Here is a 16,614-nt window from a genome sequence, read left to right as displayed (position 1 = left end):
AGAAGAATGTCAGTAATATTTCTCTCCATCTTTTCAATCACAAAGACTAATACCAGTAAAATGAGTAGTGTTAAGATTTGTATTAGAATCAAAGCGTAGCCACCTTATATCCACAAATAATTAAAAAAGCGATAATTGCCAACAACGTTCGACGCCTATAGAGGTTTTCTAGCTCTAGCAACTTTTTAGGCCCTACAAATCGCCTGTACATCTTCACAAGAAGAGACAGGATAATAAACTTAATAACATAAACAATGACTTCAAAAAGACTCAGAGTAAATTCATTGAAGTTTAGGCCATCAAAGAGTTCAAAAACACCGGCTCCTCCAAAAAATAGAACTACTGAAAGACTCAACCAAGCGACACTTCTCACTGTATAGAGAAGTCTCATTTGAAATTTATCAACTTCTGAGTGTAAATTTCTTAAAGGTAATGATCGTTGGGTATCTACCCTACTTGCATTCCAGACATAATAGAGAGGCATTAGTAAAACGATATTCCACTTAGGCAACCCAAAGCTAAGCTCATTTTGAAAGAGTAATACATCGCTAAGAAAGACCCCTTGAACTTCAACAGATATAGTTGCCAATATCATCAGTGACATCAACATCTCGAGAAGACCAATTCTCAAGAATGCTAGAACTTCATGTCTTTGCTTTATAAACATTAAATGTAATGTGTAGAACAGTGTTATATCTAAAACAAGATATAAACTAATCAGGGCTGTATTATAATTAAGACTAAGGTCATCTGTATTAAGTCCAATACTTACACTATGCAAGATAATGAAAATATTTAACACAGTCAGAAATAATCTTACTGCAATACTTTTACCATCAAGGTCTTGTCCAATTTTAGAAAGATTTATATAGCGCTGGATAGAGATATTCGTTGAGATCACATCTGATCTAATCGCGTTATATATAAGAATAAGTGCCAATGCTGTAAGTAGCACTGTAAAATAAGTAAGCAATGTATCCCCTCAATTTTACTAAATTAAGAATACTAAAATTGTAGCAATAGCGGCAAGAAAAGCATACGTTTCTTTAGAGAATTCTATAGAATTAGAACTTCCAAGAAGAACATGGAGCAACGCAGGAATAATTAATGCAAAAGCCAGTTTGAGAACCTTCGAAAGCTCCGGCCTATAAGTACTTTTGTAATAAACAAACTGAACAGATTTTGATGGTTCTTGATTTGGTTTCTTAGAAAAAATTAAGGGGTAGATAAAAACTACCCCTAATATTAAGAAAAGAATTAGAAAATACTCTAATACAATACTCATAATTACTGTAGGAAGATCTTAGCTCCACCAGCGATTACGATTAACTTCTCCCAAAATACTCCTAAAAGAAGAACTGGAAGAGCAATTACTGTAATGACAACCTGGTTAGAGAAAATAAATCCCTTAACTGGCTCATCAGACTCAGCATCTTTAAACACCATCAATCTAACTACTTTCATATAGTAGTAAAGAGAAACAACTGAATTAAGAGCCGCGATTACAGCAAGAACATAATACTTCTTAGAAACAACTGCTGCTAAGATATTAAACTTCGCAACAAATCCTGATAATGGTGGAAGACCTGCAAGTGAGAACATAACAATAACCATTACGATACTCATAAGAGGATGCTTCTTCATTAGACCATTAAATCTTTCAAAGTGATCGTTACCATAGTGGTCTTGAACAAATGAAGTAATAAAGAATGCTGCAAGTGTCATAAATAAATATGTAACTGCATAAAATAAGATCGCTCTTGCACCAAGATCATCAATAACGAGTACACCTAACATCATAACACCAGCATGCGAGATACTTGAATATGCAAGCATTCTCTTTACCGATCTTTGTCCGATAGCTGCTACGTTACCAACAGTCATTGTTAATGCTGATGCAATCATAAGTAGAACAACCCATGTCTCTCTAACGATAGAAGCATCTCCACCGAAGAAAGTATTAGTTACTCTTACGAATGCTACAATTCCAGCAATCTTTGGAACGATTGAAAAGAAGTTTGTTACAGGAAGCGGTGATCCTTCGTAAACATCTGGTGACCACATGTGGAATGGAACACAAGCAATTTTGTATCCGATACCAACAAAGAACAATAAGAACGCAGGCATTAAAACTAATGCTTGAGCCTTTGTAAGAGCGGCCATGGCAGGAATAATTTCAGTAAACTGAATTGTCCCTAACACACCAAAGATATGTGACATTCCAAATAGCATTAGACCAGCAGTTACTCCTCCGTAAAGAGAGTACTTAAGTCCTGCCTCAGAAGATCTTTCATCATTCTTCTTAAGAGAAGCCATTACATATGAAAGGATAGAAAGTGTTTCGATCCCAATGTAAAATAGAAGCATATTATTAGCAGATACTAGAAGCATCCCACCGATAAGGACCCCAATCGTCAGAATTACGAATTCAGATTTAACTTCTTCATAAATATCAAGTGATTGTCTTCCAAGAAAAATAGCTCCGGCCGTTCCTAGAACCATAATCATCTTAGCAAGAGTACCAAATGAGTCGATTACAATTGATCTTGTGAAGATCTGTAATGGCTCAGTCCCAAGAGCTTTAAAAAGATAAACAAAAGAACAAAGAAGTCCAAGGTAAGCACCCCAGTACATCATACCTTTTGCACTACCTTTAACACCTCTATCGTAGGCAGACTCGATAAGGATCAAGCCCGCCATTGTTAAACAAAGGATTAACTCTGGTACGTAGTGACTAATGCTAGCTAAATAGTTTAAAGCCATTATTACACCTATTAATTAAAACGTCGCTAGAAGCGATACTAGTTTACCAACTGAAGCCTTCATCATGTTAAGAAGTGGAGCTGGATATACACCAAATACGATTACCGCAATACATAGTGGAGTCATGTAGAAGATCTCACGTGCGTTCATATCTGTATAAGACTTACACTCTTCAATAACTTCTCCAAAGAACATTCTCTTGAACATCCATAGAAGGTAAGCAGCACCAAGAAGTAGACCAATAACTGCAAGAACAGTGATTGTAGTAAACTTACTATAGATACCTAGGAAGATAAGTGCTTCAGAAATAAACCCTGAAAGTCCTGGTAGACCCATTGACGCGAACATCGCGATAATAAATACGATAGAGTATTTTGGAAGTTGAGTATAAAGACCTCCAAAACCTTTTGTTCCATCTGGTCTAACGATCCATCTGTGGTGAGATCTTTCATAAAGAATACCGATCAGAAGGAACATCATAGCTGTTGAAGTTCCGTGGTTGAACATCTGAAGAACAGCACCGTTCATACCTTGAACTGTCATTGCAGCAAGACCAAGCATTACGAATCCCATGTGAGAAACTGAAGAATATGCAACAAGTTTCTTAACATCGTTCTGAGCCATCGCACAGAATGCTCCGTAGATTACGTTGATTAGACCAAGCCAAGCAATCGCATCTGCAAAGTAAACTGAAGCAGAAGGGAAGATTGGGAATGCAATTCTTAAGAATCCGTAAGTTCCCATTTTAAGTAGTACACCGGCAAGGATAACTGAGATCGCTGTAGGTGCCTGAACGTGAGCGTGTGGTAGCCACGTATGGAATGGAAAGACTGGAACTTTAATAGCAAAACCAATGAAAAGAGCAACGAAGAAGATTTTTGCAAATGGAAGAACCATTCCAAAGATTTCAACAGTTGTATTTGTAAACTTTCCACCTGAAAGAGCTAGAATATTGAATGAATCAACACCTTGTCCTGTTACGAAGTATAGTGCAACCATACCAACAAGCATTAGGATCGATCCAAAGAATGTATAAAGGAAGAACTTAACAGCAGCGTACTCTCTGTTTTCCCCACCCCAAATTCCGATTAGGAAGAACATTGGGATTAGCATTACTTCCCAGTAAACATAGAAAAGGAAGAAATCCATTGCCATGAATACACCGAATACTGTCGACTGTAGGAAAAGAAGAAGTGCAAAGTATGCCTTAACTTGCTTCTTAACTGTCCATGAAGACAGGATACAGATGAAGAATAGTAGTGCTGTAAGTAAAATCATTGGAAGTGAAATTCCATCTACCGCTAAATGGTAGAAGATATTGAATTGTTTAATCCAAGCATACTTCTCTGTTAGTGCTTGCTGCATTCCTGGTAAAGTCTGATCGAACTTCATGTACAGGACGGCAGTCAATGCCATAGTAATAACTGTGTTCAGAAGAGACCATACTCTGATCATTGTCTCTTTCGTTCTTGGAATTAATAATGTTCCAAGAACACCAATAATAGGCATCCACAGAATCCAACTTAGTAAATTAGAATGACCGCTCACTCGTAACTCCTTAATACCCGTTTTTTATAACGCTAAAATATAACCAAATAATACTAAAATAATCATAATGAAATAGAACTGGATCTTCCCTGATTGGAAAGTTCTCAGAACTAGGTTAAAGAATTTAACCGAAGCTCCTGTCCCATCTACCATAATCGTATCTACAAATAAGTTGTCGAACCAGTTTGCAATCTTCATTACAAACTTAGTTGCTACTGCAGAACCATCTACAACAAATCTGTCATAAATTCCCATATCAAGCTTAGCTAGTAAGTTATTGAATGGAAGTAACATACCTTGGATCATTCCCTTAATATAAAGTTCATCCATATAGTACTTGTTCTGTAGTGTTCTGTAGTATCTATTAAAAGTCTTAACCCAGAATCCTGGATCCCATTTCTTCCAAAGATACATCATTGCTGCAATGAATACCCCAGAGAATGCAATGATAATTGAAGCGATTGCACCAATAACGTGCCACTTGTGAACATGGTGGTACTCAGCTTCGCTCAGTCCATGTTGCTTATCATATTTTGTCATTTCAAAAGAATCTTTAACTCTTGAATCTGTATTTCCGAAAGCCTCTCTCTTATAGTTTTCGAAGTTTCCTTTTTTCGGAGCTTCAATAAGAGTTTGGAACCACTCGTATTTTCCATTCTTGTAGTCAGCAACCTTAACAAGACCTTGTCCTGTTAATGATCCAGAGAACCATACACCTAGAGTGAAGATTGAAAGGAAAAGTAGAGGAGCGTTTCTGTTCCAAGAAAGCTTTTCCTCATGAGTATGATCGTAAACTTCTTTATCTCTTGGCTCTCCGTGGAAAGCAAGGAACATCATTCTACACATATAGAACGCTGTAAGAAGTGCACCGAGGAAACCAAGTGCTGCAGGAACGGCCATAACAGGGTTATGAGTTGCTGCGACAAGAGCGTCACCTAGAATTCTATCCTTAGAAACAAATCCAGAGAAGAATGGAATACCTGCGATTGCTAGAGTACAACACCACATTGCAATCCAAGTGTATTTCATTTTATGTCTTAGACCACCCATTCTCGGCATCTCTTGAACGTGTTGATGCGTATGGTGATCGTGTAGCGAGTGGATAACAGATCCTGCACTTAGGAATAGACACGCTTTAAAAATGGCGTGAGTAATTAGGTGCATGAAAGCAGCGTTATAAGATCCAACACCAACACCTAGAACCATATATCCTAGTTGAGAAATTGTTGAAAATGCTAGTACCGCTTTAAAGTCTGTTTGAACAAGCGCGATCGTTGCTGCACCAAATGCTGTGATACCACCGATATAAGCTACGAAAGTTGTAAGCTCACCAACTTCTAGAAGTGGGTAAATTCTTAGTGAAAGATAAACACCTGCAGCAACCATTGTAGCAGCGTGAATCAGGGCCGAACATGGAGTTGGTCCGTTCATCGCATCTGGAAGCCAAACATTTAGTGGGAACTGAGCTGATTTACCAATTGTTCCCATGAAGATACACAGACCAGCAAATGTAGCTAATGGCATCCCAAGAACTTTCGTTGAAGTGAAAAGTCCACTATCAACAGCATTGTAAATATCAACAAATCCAACTGAACCAATAGCCGTCCAAATCGCAACAATACCTAGTAGAAAGAAAACATCTCCAACTCTTGTTGTCATGAAGGCCTTAACGTTGGCATTTCCTGTTTTTTCTTTCTCGTAGTAGAACCCAATTAATGAGTATGAACAGAATCCCATAAGTTCCCAGAAGATAAATACTGAGAAAAGGTTATCTGAAAGAACAAGTCCAAGCATCGCCGACGTAAAGAGTGACATATAAACAAAGAAACGACCGTTTCTTCCGTAGTGCATGTCATCTTTCATGTAGTAAGTCGAGAAGATGTGAATCATTGTGGCAACAACCGTAACCATAAGAAGCATTACTGCCGCCATGTTATCGATATAAATACCCATGTTTACAGTAAACTCTTGTCCACCACCATTTAAATCAAACCACGTGAAAAACTTGTGGATATGATAATTAGTAGCGTAATTACCCCAAACAAAGTCCTTGAAAATTCTAAAAGCATAAACCGATGATCCTGCAATAGCAGCACAGCTTAGAAAAACTGCTGCAATAGTTGCTTTACCACCCTTTCTCGCTAAAAACGCATTAATTACGAAAGCGAAGAAAGGTAAAAGTACAATCGGGGCTACACTTGAAATCGTATAATCCATCTTTCTATTTCCTTATATCCAATTAGCTCTGTAGTTCAGTTGCATCATCAATGTGAATTGTTTCTTTAATTTGGAAGAAACGAATCACAATCGCCAGTCCAACAGCTGCTTCAGCTGCAGCAATAACAATAATGAATAGAGACATGACATGACCGTCAAGGTTCTGATTCACAAATCTTGTATATGCAGCAAAGTTAAGTGCAGCAGCGTTAAGAATTAACTCAACACCTAGTAGAATCGCGATAATATTTTTACGGGCAATCATTACTGTCATTCCAGCAAGGAATAAACAGAATGAAATAATTAAATAACCATTTAAGCTGATCATTACTTACCTCTCCTTGGTCTAGAGATTACGGCCGCACCAACAAGAGCTCCAAGAAGTAGAATCGAAGAAATCTCGAAAGCTAGTACGTGGTCAGTCACAAGTAACACACCAAGCTTTTCAACTGTTGAAGTGAAAGCAGGTAAATCAGTTTGTGCTGGTGTCTTAAACACTGGAGCAAGAATCTTCATTACAATGAACGCTGTTACGATCATTGAAAGACCTGCGATTGTGTAAGTTTTTCCAGATCCCATTGAAGGAGTCTTGTCTAAACCAAACTTGTTAACGAATTCCTGAACACCACCAGTAAGCATGATTGCGAAAAGCATTAGAATTACAACTCCACCAGCATAAACAACAAGTTGAGCAGCTGCTAAGAAATCAGCTCCTAATGTAGCGTAAAGTCCTGCAACACCAAATAGACAAGCTAGTAGGTAGACACAGGCATGCATTAGGTTCTTAGATGATGCAGTTAAAAATGCTCCACCTAAAGTGAGTAATGCAGAAAGGACAAACATTATTTTAAGAAACATTTCATTATCCTCTTATATTAATTAGTGGTGTCCACCGGCCGCAGCCACACCACTTTTAAAAATCAACGTCCAAACAGACTTTCCTTCGAAGGCCCATAGCCAAACAGCACATCCAACAAGGTTGAATAGAGCAATTGGAGTTAAGTACTTCCAACAAAGAACCATAAGACTATCAACTCTCATTCTAGGTAGTGTCCATCTGATCCAGATAACTACGTAATAAAGAAGAAGAGTTTTAAGTACGAATACTTTTAGTTGAAGAATATTTCCAATTTGTTTAGCAAGCATTGGATGAACAGCTGGGAAAGTTTTCATGATAAGTTCACCAGTTCCAAGATCAAAAGGAACTTTGTAACCACCAAGGAAAAGAGCAGCACATACACCACACACAACAAATACTTCAACGTATTCAGCCAGTGCGAAGAAAGCAAATCTCATCCCAGTAAATTCTGTATGGTAACCAGATACAAGCTCTGATTCTGCTTCAGGTAAGTCAAATGGGGCACGGTTTGTTTCTGCCAGAGCACCAATAAAAAGAACGAAGAACCCAATAAATGTAAATGGGTTATGTAGTACGAACCACTCATGTGGTAAACCACCCTGAGCTTCTGTAATAACATCAAATGATAAACTTCCAGTCATAAGAACAATTGCTAGAATTGAAAGTGTTACTGGAACTTCATAAGAAATAATCTGGGAAGCACCCCTCATACCACCAAGCATTGACCACTTTGAGTTAGATGCGTATCCACCAAGGAAGATCCCTACTCCAACTAGTGAAGAAACACCAAGTAAGTAGAAAACACCAATGTTGAGATTTGTTAGTGTGAACCCGTTAGAGAATGGCAGTACTGCAAGTGAAGCAAAAACACCAACCATACACATTAGAGGAGCAACTAAGAAAAGAAATCTATCAGCTTGAGCTGGTAGAACATCTTCCTTACCAATCATCTTAACACCATCAGCAAGGAACTGAAGGAGTCCATAAGGACCAACTCTGTTTGGACCTTGTCTCATTTGTAAGTCAGCAGAAATCTTTCTTTCTGCGTACGTACCAAGACCACCAATTGCCGACATTACATTTACAACAATGAAAGCAACTAGGAAGAAAAGAAGAAAGTTAACAAAACCTGTGGCATCAAAACCAAAAAGCTCTGTCAGCTTATTTACTGCTAGAGCGTAACCAGGAGCCTGTGATAAATAAGATACAACTGTTGAGTTCATTATTTATCCTTTTTCTCATTATAATCTGTTGAAACTTGATAACTCTTAACCCAGTCAAGATCGCCTTTCTTCCAACAGTAAACAACACCTAGAACAAGTACTGAAATGAAAAGAAGAAAAGATCCTAGAATAGCTCCACCCTGTCCGATTTCTACAAATCTTTTGAACACAGTTGCTACTGGGAACATTAATGCACCTTCAACATCAAAGATGATAAAGATAAGTGCAACAACGTAAAACCTAACGTTAAAGTTTGACCACGCACTACCGATCGGCTCTTCCCCACACTCATAAGGTGTAACCTTAAGTTCAGTTGGGTTATGAGGTCGAATTAACTTCCCTACTAGAAGTGCACCGAGAACCATAATTGCCGCAAATGCCATTAAAATTAATACGGGCATGTAGACGTCAAGATTGTGTGACGACATTCTATAAACTCCATGTATAAGTAAACTAAGCCTAACAAGATTACACGAAAACTAGCACTTTGAAAACGATTTGGCCCCCTTTTTTTAAATGCTTAACTTGATGCAGGGCTATATATGATTGTTGGTAACGAATGCAATTTCTATCATTATATGTTAGTTTCTACTCTTCAATAATAGAGGTTGATTATGAATACTTTTTCAGCACTGCGCACAAGACTCAACTCATGGATGCAGAGCAAGCAAACGTCATTGACACTAAGTGGTATAACTCAAGAACAATGGGGTCTCTACAACTATATTAATTTATCAAAAGATCAACATGATCAAATTCTTGTCTTCGCAACAAGTGAAGAAGCTGAAAACTTCTACCACAGTGCAAAAAATAACTATCGTGAAGAAATTACCTTTTTGCACTTTTCTGGACTTGATGCGTCACCTTATAGTGGCCTCATTTCTTCAGAAAGAAGTCTACTTTTTAGATTTAGAGTTCTCGACGCTCTACTAACAAAGAAGAATAGAACTTTTGTGGTGACATCGGTAGAAGCGCTAAGTTTAAAACAACCTCCAAAAGATTTTTTTGAAAGCAATCGTCTCTTACTTGAAGAAAGCGATATCGTTTCACCAGACGAACTCGCAGGTAAACTAGTACGTCTTGGATACTCTAGCTCTCATAGTATTGAAGAGCCTGGGACTTTTTGTAAAAAAGGAGAGATTTTTGATATCTACCCTATTTCTCATCAGCCAGTAAGAATTCATTATTTTGATGACATGATTGAAGAGATCTATCTCATCGATAAAGAAACTCAAAAAACTATTAAAGAACAGAAGCTTTCGAAGTTTAAGGTCTCTCCAGCACCCGGTATTCTTACACAAAGCAAGTATGCAAATAATTTAAGAACAAATGCAGTTAGGCCAACTCCTGCACAAAAAGAAAAATTTGAAAAAAGAAAACAAATATTTTCTCAAATAAGTGATAACCAACTTTTTGAAAACTATCCTGTTTACACTCCTCTTTTCTTTGAATCTAATTCAACTCTAATTGATTATTTTGATGTAAAGAATACACTCGTAACTTTTGTTGATAACGGGCAAATCGAAGAGAAACTACTTGAATACAAGGAGGAGCTTAGAGTTGACTATGAAGACTCCCTTGAAAACGATGGTGACTCTCTCCTACCCGAGCCGGAAAAATTATATGATCTTAATATTGAGAACGCCCTTCAAAGCTTTAGAAAGTTAAATGTAAATACAATTACAATTCATTCGGAAATTTTCGAAGAAAATAATGACTTCCTTGAAGTTAAATTTGAGAACACACGTCATTACTTAGCAAGACACTTAAATCTCGCAGTACCAAAACATGAATTATTAAAAAGTACACTCACCTTTTTAAAATCAGATTTTAAATATTCTGGAAATATTATCTTCACTGTTCAAAATGATAATTCTAAAAATGAGATCATGCATATTCTTGATCTTCTAGAGTTTAACGGTGAAATATTAAAGAGAACAAGTTTCCTGCCCTATAAGCTTGAAAATGGATTCTTCTACGAAAGTGAAAAGACTCTCATTGTATCAGACAGTGATCTTTTTGCTATAAAAAGGGATAAAGCAAAAGTTTCAACAAAGGTAGACTACGATCTCTTTGCTGAACAACTAGCTTCTTTAAAGTCTGGTGATTATATCATCCACTCTAAACATGGTATTGGACAATACCAAGGCCTTGAGGCAATGGATATTGGTGGCTCTAAAACAGACTACCTTGTTCTATTGTTTAAGGGAAATGATAAAGTCTTTGTTCCTATTTATAAGATGAACTTAATCCAGAAGTATGCTGATTCAACTGCTTCTGTATCTATTGATAGTTTAAGAACAAATAAGTTTGGTAATGTAAAATCGCGCGCTAAAGAATCTGCAAAAAAGTTGGCTTTTGATCTTCTAAAGCTTCAAGCTGAAAGACAGTCCTCGCCTGCCTTTGCTTTCTCAGCACCAGATCACGAATTTAAAGAGTTTGAACTTGATTTTCCTTTCAATGAAACTCCCGATCAAAAGGCTGCAATTGATTCAGTGGTTGATAAAATGCAAAAGCCAACGCCAATGGATTTCTTAGTTTGTGGAGATGTTGGTTTTGGAAAAACGGAAGTCGCAATGAGAGCTGCATACAAAGCAGTTCTAGATGGTAAACAAGTTGCAGTACTAGTTCCTACAACTGTTTTAGCGCTTCAGCATTATAACTCATTTGTTAAACGTTTTAAAAACTTTGCCGTGAATATTGATTATCTCTCAAGGTTCAAGACAGGTAAGGAAGAAAAGGAAACAAAAGAAAAACTAGAAAATGGAGAAATCGATATTCTAGTTGGAACACATAAAATTCTTTCCAAAACTATTAAGTTTAAAGATCTTGGTTTAGTTATTGTTGATGAAGAACAACGTTTTGGAGTTGGGCACAAAAACAAGCTTAAACTTCTTAAATCAACAGTTGATTTTTTAACACTAACAGCGACTCCAATTCCAAGAACATTACAGCTTTCTTTTCTAGGTTTAAAAGAATTGGCTCTAATAAAAACAGCACCTCCAAGAAGACAATCAATTAAGACATATTTAATTAAAGAAGATGATCATACAATTCAAAGTGCCTTAAACAGAGAGCTTAGAAGGGGAGGACAAGTCTTCATTGTTCACAATCGTGTGCAAGATATGGAGAATTATGTTCAGTATATTAAAGAACTCGTTCCCGATGCAAAAGTTGTCTATGCTCACGGACAGATGCCGGAAAAGGAACTCGAGTCGCGTATTACTGCTTTTTATAACGGTGCTTATCAAATCCTTGTTTCAACTACAATTATCGAATCGGGGATAGATATACCAAATGCCAATACTATGATCGTCGATAGGGCGGATATGTACGGACTTGCGCAGTTGCACCAACTTAGAGGACGTATTGGTCGTAGTGACAAAAAGGCCTATTGCTATTTTGTCATTCCAAGCAATAGAAGCATAAACGAGATAGCTCAAAAAAGATTGAAAGCGCTACAAACATATGCAGACATGGGTTCCGGTTTTCAGATTGCAAACTGTGACTTAGAAATTAGGGGAGCAGGGGATATCCTTGGAGCACAACAATCAGGACATATCGAAGCTGTTGGACTTGAGCTGTATATGGAACTTTTAACTGAAGCAATTCAAGAGCTGCGAGGTGAGAAGCGTATTATTAAAAAGGATATTGAAATCAATACTCCTTTTGCCTCATTCATACCAAGTCACTATATTCAAGATGCTTCGGAGAGGCTTAAGTACTATAAGCAACTTTCTAATGCTAAAGAAATTTCAAAAATTGAGTCCCTTCGTGAAACACTCTTTGATATCTATGGACCAATGCCTGATGAGTTAGAAAACCTCTTTGGAATTCTTAACTCACGTGTCCACTTAATGCCTTGTGGAATAAAAACTGTTCAGGTAGTGGATACGAATATCGTACTACATTTTGAAAAGAGTATTATTGAGCAGAACGAAGACCTCAGAAATAGGGTAGTTGATGCATTTATCCAGCGTACTCGCAAGTACCAGTTTACGCCCGATTTTAAACTCATCTATGTACACGACAAAACAGTATCTCCGACTTATTTAGTCGAGTTCTGTGAGGAGATTGCTGAGCAAATTGTTCCACGTTAGTGTTATTACTATTACTTAGCCTAGTTTTTGTTATACTAGAAGTAAGTGTATAACCTAAAAAGGAAGAAACAATGCTTAAGAAACTTGTTCTTTGTTCAGTATTAACTCTTGGTGCATTTGCTGCAAAAGATCCTGTAGTAGCTGAAGTTAATGGAAAGAAGATTAAAAAGTCTGATCTAGACAAGGCTTACCTGCTTAATAAATACGTTGTATCGAATGAAATGGTTACAATGAAGAAAGTTCTAACTGATCTTATCAATAAAGAGATCGGAATTGAGAAAGCAAAAAAGGCCAAGCTTGATAAAGACCCTATCGTCCAAGGAAAAATGGAGGAGGTTCTTTACCATGCACAAGTTTCAAAAGATCTTGAACCACAATTCAAAAGAATTAACGTAACAGATAAAGATGTCCAATCTTTCTATAAGGAATTTCCTGAATATAGAACAGCGCACATCATGCTAAGAGTTAGAGTTATCCCTGAGAAGGCTGAAATTGAAGCTGCTCAAAAGAAGATCTTTGAATTATATGACCAAGTTAAAAAAGATCCAAAGAAGTTTGGTGAACTTGCTAATAAATTTTCTCAATCACCAAACGCTGAAACAGGTGGAGACATTGGATATAAGCCTGCGTTTTTCTTAGCCCCAGAATATTTTAAGGCCATTAAAGGAAGAAAAGTTGGTTATATTACACCTCCTGTAAGAACTCAGTATGGTTATCACATCATCAAAGTTTTAGGTGTTAAGAAATTTGAAGAAATCCAAAAGCCAGCCTATCAAAAGTTTGTTTATGATAGGAAGAGAGATAAGATCATTGACGAATATTTCGCATCGCTAAGAAAGAAAGCCAATATCAAGATTCTAGACAAACAACTTAAGTAAAATCACTTGTATAAGCCTCTTGGAAACGCTATCTTTAATTGTTTAAAATTATTAGATAGGAGATTCCATGAGGCTTTTAATTCTTCTTGCCCTCACATTTTCACTTTCAGTTCAGGCCAAACTTTTAGATAAAATTGCTGCTGTCATCGACAATGAAGTGATCACTCTATCAATGATAAAAAGAGTTCAGTCTAGTTTACCTGCTAGGAAAAGTGTCTCACCTTTCATCTACAAAAAACCATCATATTCTAACCAAGAAGTTGTTGAGCTTCTTGTTAAGAAATACGTTGTCAGAGCGAAGTTAAAAGAAATTGGATATATCGTAAGTGATGATCAAGTTGAATCAGAAATCAAAAGTCGTGAGCAAAAGCTTGGACTTTCGAGACCTCAACTTCTTCAATTCTTAAAGAACAATGGAACGAACTACGAGGAGTTCTTTGAAATCACTCGTGAAGCTATTGAGTTTAACAGATTTAACTCATGGGTAATCATCCCTCTTGTCTCTGTTTCTGAGCAAGAAATTAAGAACCAATTCTTCAAAGAAAACGTTAATAATAAAACAGTTTCTTTCAAGTATACTCTTGTTGATTTTTCTATCGAGCCAAATAAAGTACCTAAGTCAAAGTGGAAAACTTTTAAAAATATCATGATCGACTTTCAAAAAGGTGCACCACTTCCAAAGAAATACTCTTCTATTGAGTCAACAACTCTAGGTGATATTAAAGCAGAAAACCTTACCAAAGACTTACAAAAACTACTTGTAAGAGCACAAGAAGGTCAATTTACTGACCCGATTAATATGTTTGGAAAGACACATATCTTCTTCGTTAAAAATAGAGATGTCGTTGAATCAGAACTATTTTTAAACTCTAAAAATATGCTACGTGCAAAGATTTATGAACAAAAAGCACGTGAAGTGACAAAAATCTGGTTTGCAAGAGAAGAAGCAAATCACTATATTAAGAAATTTCTCTAATGATTTATGTGACGGCTGGACATGAAGAAGGTATCGGTTTAGAAGTATTTCTAAAAAGTTATCTTCTTCTGCCAAAGTATCAGCAAAAAGAGTTTCACCTAATCTGTCACAAAGAAACACTAGAAAAAAACCTAAAAATTTCTCATATTTCCCTAGATTACGACCCTCTGAAAATCACCTATATTACAGATAAGCCTTTCTCTACTTCGGCATTGGCAAAGGGAATAGAGCTTTGTAAGCACGATGATATCCTGCTGACTCTGCCCACGAGTAAGGACCAATTAATTCTTAATGGTGAAAAACTCGCAGGTCATACTGAATACTTTAGAAGATTCTTCAATAAAGAAGTTGATATGTTCTTTAAATCAAATGAAAGTAATGTTCTCTTGATTACTGATCATATCCCTCTTAATAAAGTTGCTTCACATATATCTTCAGAGCTTATTAACCATAAAGTAGAGTTATGTGTTGATAACTATAAAAAATACTTTGGAGAACTTAAAGAGATCTTCATTACTGGTATCAATCCACACGCTGGTGAAAATGGTATTTTGGGTAATGAGGATAGTGTTATTCTAGATTCTGTTAAATCCTTAGGACACAAAACAAAACTAAAAGTAAATGGTCCGCTCCCAGCAGACGGACTTCTCGTTAACAGGCAATTTAGCGAAGAAAAGCTATTTGTCTATATGTACCATGATCAAGGATTAGCTCCATTTAAGAGCCTATTCAAAACAATTGGTGCCAATATATCTTTAGGCTTACCATTTCTTAGACTTAGTGTAGACCACGGGACAGCCTTCGAATTATTTGGTAAAAACGAAGCAAATTACATGGGCTGCTACTATGTTATGAAGCTGGCCCTCCAAGCACTTGAGAGGATCAAATGCCAAAACAAACAAGTTCAAAAGACTTAATAAAAATTCATAAAGCAAGAGTTCACAATCTTAAGGATGTTAGTATTGATATCCCTAAGAATACTTTAACAGTCATCACGGGCCCATCTGGTTCAGGTAAAAGTTCCTTGGCCTTCGATACAATCTACGCTGAAGGACAGAGAAGGTATATTGAATCTCTCTCCTCTTATGCAAGACAATTTCTAGGCCAACAACAGGCACCTGATGTTGAGTCAATCACTGGTCTATCACCTTCAATCGCTATCGATCAGAAAACAACAAATAAGAACCCACGATCTACTGTAGGAACTATTACAGAGATTTACGACTATTTAAGAGTTTTATTTGCAAGAGCAGGCGATCTCTACTGCCCTCATAGTGGAGAATTAGTTAGAAGCTATACACCAGGGCAAATTACAACCGATCTATTAAAGAATAAGGAAAAAACCAAACTTCACATTATGGTTTCTGTTACTGGAGCAAACGCCAAAGAACTAAAGGCACAAGTCACAAAGTTCATGTCAATGGGATTCTCTAGATTCATGCACAATGGTGAAGTAGAACTCTTTGATGATGCTCACATTAAGAAAGTAAAACTATCTGACGAACTTTTTGCAGTAGTTGATAGGGTTCTTGTAAAAACAGGGATTGAAAAAAGACTCACTGACTCTATTGAATATGCACTAAAACTTGGAGATGGAACGACTCATATCCTTGTTGATGAAGAAATTAAAACATATTCTGAACACAACCTCTCCCCTAGTACAGGTGAAAAATATCCTGATCTGGAACCAAGACTTTTCTCTTTCAACTCGCCAGTTGGAGCTTGTGCAAAATGTAATGGTTTAGGAGAATCTAAAACTTTTGACCTCGACACTCTCATTTTTGATGATTCTCTTCCAATTCTTGCAGGAGCTATTCCTGTTGTAACAAAGAAAAATAGTTTCATGAATAAAATGATCGAATGTGTAATGAAAGAAGAAGGGGTCGATCTAAAAACACCTCTTAACAAAGTTCCAAAGAAGTTTTTTAAAATACTCTTTGATGGAACTAACAAAGAGTATACGTATAAATTTAAGTCAGAGAATTCTCACTTTGAATTTACTAAACCATTTCCAGGTATAATTGAATGGCTTGAAAAGAAATACAAAGAA

General features: G+C 36.7%; 12 protein-coding genes and 1 pseudogene. 5 read left to right on the top strand and 8 right to left on the bottom strand.

Going from position 1 to position 16,614, the window contains the following annotated elements:
- Positions 1–88 precede the first annotated feature (88 nt).
- The 8 genes from M901_RS03330 to M901_RS03290 all read right to left on the bottom strand — a co-directional run bounded on the left by M901_RS03330 (position 89) and on the right by M901_RS03290 (position 9,038).
- Complete coding sequence (locus tag M901_RS03330; RefSeq protein WP_021276753.1) at positions 89–973, bottom strand: hypothetical protein; 885 nt, start codon at positions 971–973, stop codon at positions 89–91.
- Between the two features lie 314 nt (positions 974–1,287).
- Positions 1,288–2,763, bottom strand: a complete 1,476-nt coding sequence (locus M901_RS03320) for an NADH-quinone oxidoreductase subunit N (RefSeq protein WP_021276754.1) — start codon at positions 2,761–2,763, stop codon at positions 1,288–1,290.
- A gap of 15 nt (positions 2,764–2,778) precedes the next feature.
- On the bottom strand, positions 2,779–4,311 hold the full coding sequence (locus M901_RS03315) for a NuoM family protein (RefSeq protein WP_232422504.1): 1,533 nt from the start codon (positions 4,309–4,311) through the stop codon (positions 2,779–2,781).
- Between the two features lie 24 nt (positions 4,312–4,335).
- Positions 4,336–6,528, bottom strand: a complete 2,193-nt coding sequence (locus tag M901_RS03310; protein ID WP_021276758.1) for an NADH-quinone oxidoreductase subunit L — start codon at positions 6,526–6,528, stop codon at positions 4,336–4,338.
- Between the two features lie 22 nt (positions 6,529–6,550).
- On the bottom strand, positions 6,551–6,856 hold the full coding sequence (nuoK, locus tag M901_RS03305) for an NADH-quinone oxidoreductase subunit NuoK (RefSeq protein ID WP_021276760.1): 306 nt from the start codon (positions 6,854–6,856) through the stop codon (positions 6,551–6,553).
- Positions 6,856–7,386: an NADH-quinone oxidoreductase subunit J gene (locus tag M901_RS03300; protein ID WP_021276750.1), complete on the bottom strand. Its 531-nt coding sequence runs from the start codon at positions 7,384–7,386 to the stop codon at positions 6,856–6,858. The genes nuoK and M901_RS03300 overlap by 1 nt, the downstream gene beginning before the upstream one ends.
- Positions 7,387–7,407: 21 nt before the next feature.
- On the bottom strand, positions 7,408–8,610 hold the full coding sequence (gene nuoH / locus M901_RS03295; protein WP_021276761.1) for an NADH-quinone oxidoreductase subunit NuoH: 1,203 nt from the start codon (positions 8,608–8,610) through the stop codon (positions 7,408–7,410).
- Positions 8,610–9,038, bottom strand: coding sequence for an NADH-quinone oxidoreductase subunit A (locus tag M901_RS03290; protein ID WP_021276759.1), 429 nt, complete (start codon positions 9,036–9,038; stop codon positions 8,610–8,612). The genes nuoH and M901_RS03290 overlap by 1 nt, the downstream gene beginning before the upstream one ends.
- Before the next feature lie 186 nt (positions 9,039–9,224).
- On the opposite strand from M901_RS03290, the gene mfd reads away from it, so the two are divergent.
- From mfd to M901_RS03265, 5 genes and pseudogenes are all read left to right on the top strand, one after another.
- Positions 9,225–12,710, top strand: coding sequence for a transcription-repair coupling factor (gene mfd, locus M901_RS03285; RefSeq protein ID WP_021276757.1), 3,486 nt, complete (start codon positions 9,225–9,227; stop codon positions 12,708–12,710).
- 71 nt (positions 12,711–12,781) lie between these two features.
- Entirely contained in the window at positions 12,782–13,588 is an 807-nt protein-coding gene (locus tag M901_RS03280) for a peptidylprolyl isomerase (RefSeq protein WP_021276751.1), read from the top strand.
- A 67-nt stretch (positions 13,589–13,655) separates the two neighbouring features.
- Positions 13,656–14,564, top strand: coding sequence for a SurA domain-containing protein (locus M901_RS03275; RefSeq protein WP_021276752.1), 909 nt, complete (start codon positions 13,656–13,658; stop codon positions 14,562–14,564).
- Positions 14,564–15,481, top strand: a complete 918-nt coding sequence (locus M901_RS03270) for a PdxA family protein (protein WP_021276749.1) — start codon at positions 14,564–14,566, stop codon at positions 15,479–15,481. Before M901_RS03275 ends, M901_RS03270 begins: the two co-directional genes overlap by 1 nt.
- Positions 15,451–16,614 (top strand): annotated as a pseudogene (locus M901_RS03265) (excinuclease ABC subunit UvrA); the annotation flags it as partial. The gene M901_RS03270 and the pseudogene M901_RS03265, both read left to right, overlap by 31 nt.

The organism is Bacteriovorax sp. DB6_IX (assembly GCF_000447775.1).
Taxonomy (GTDB): domain Bacteria; phylum Bdellovibrionota; class Bacteriovoracia; order Bacteriovoracales; family Bacteriovoracaceae; genus Halobacteriovorax_A.
This window is presented reverse-complemented; position numbering and strand designations above follow the sequence as displayed.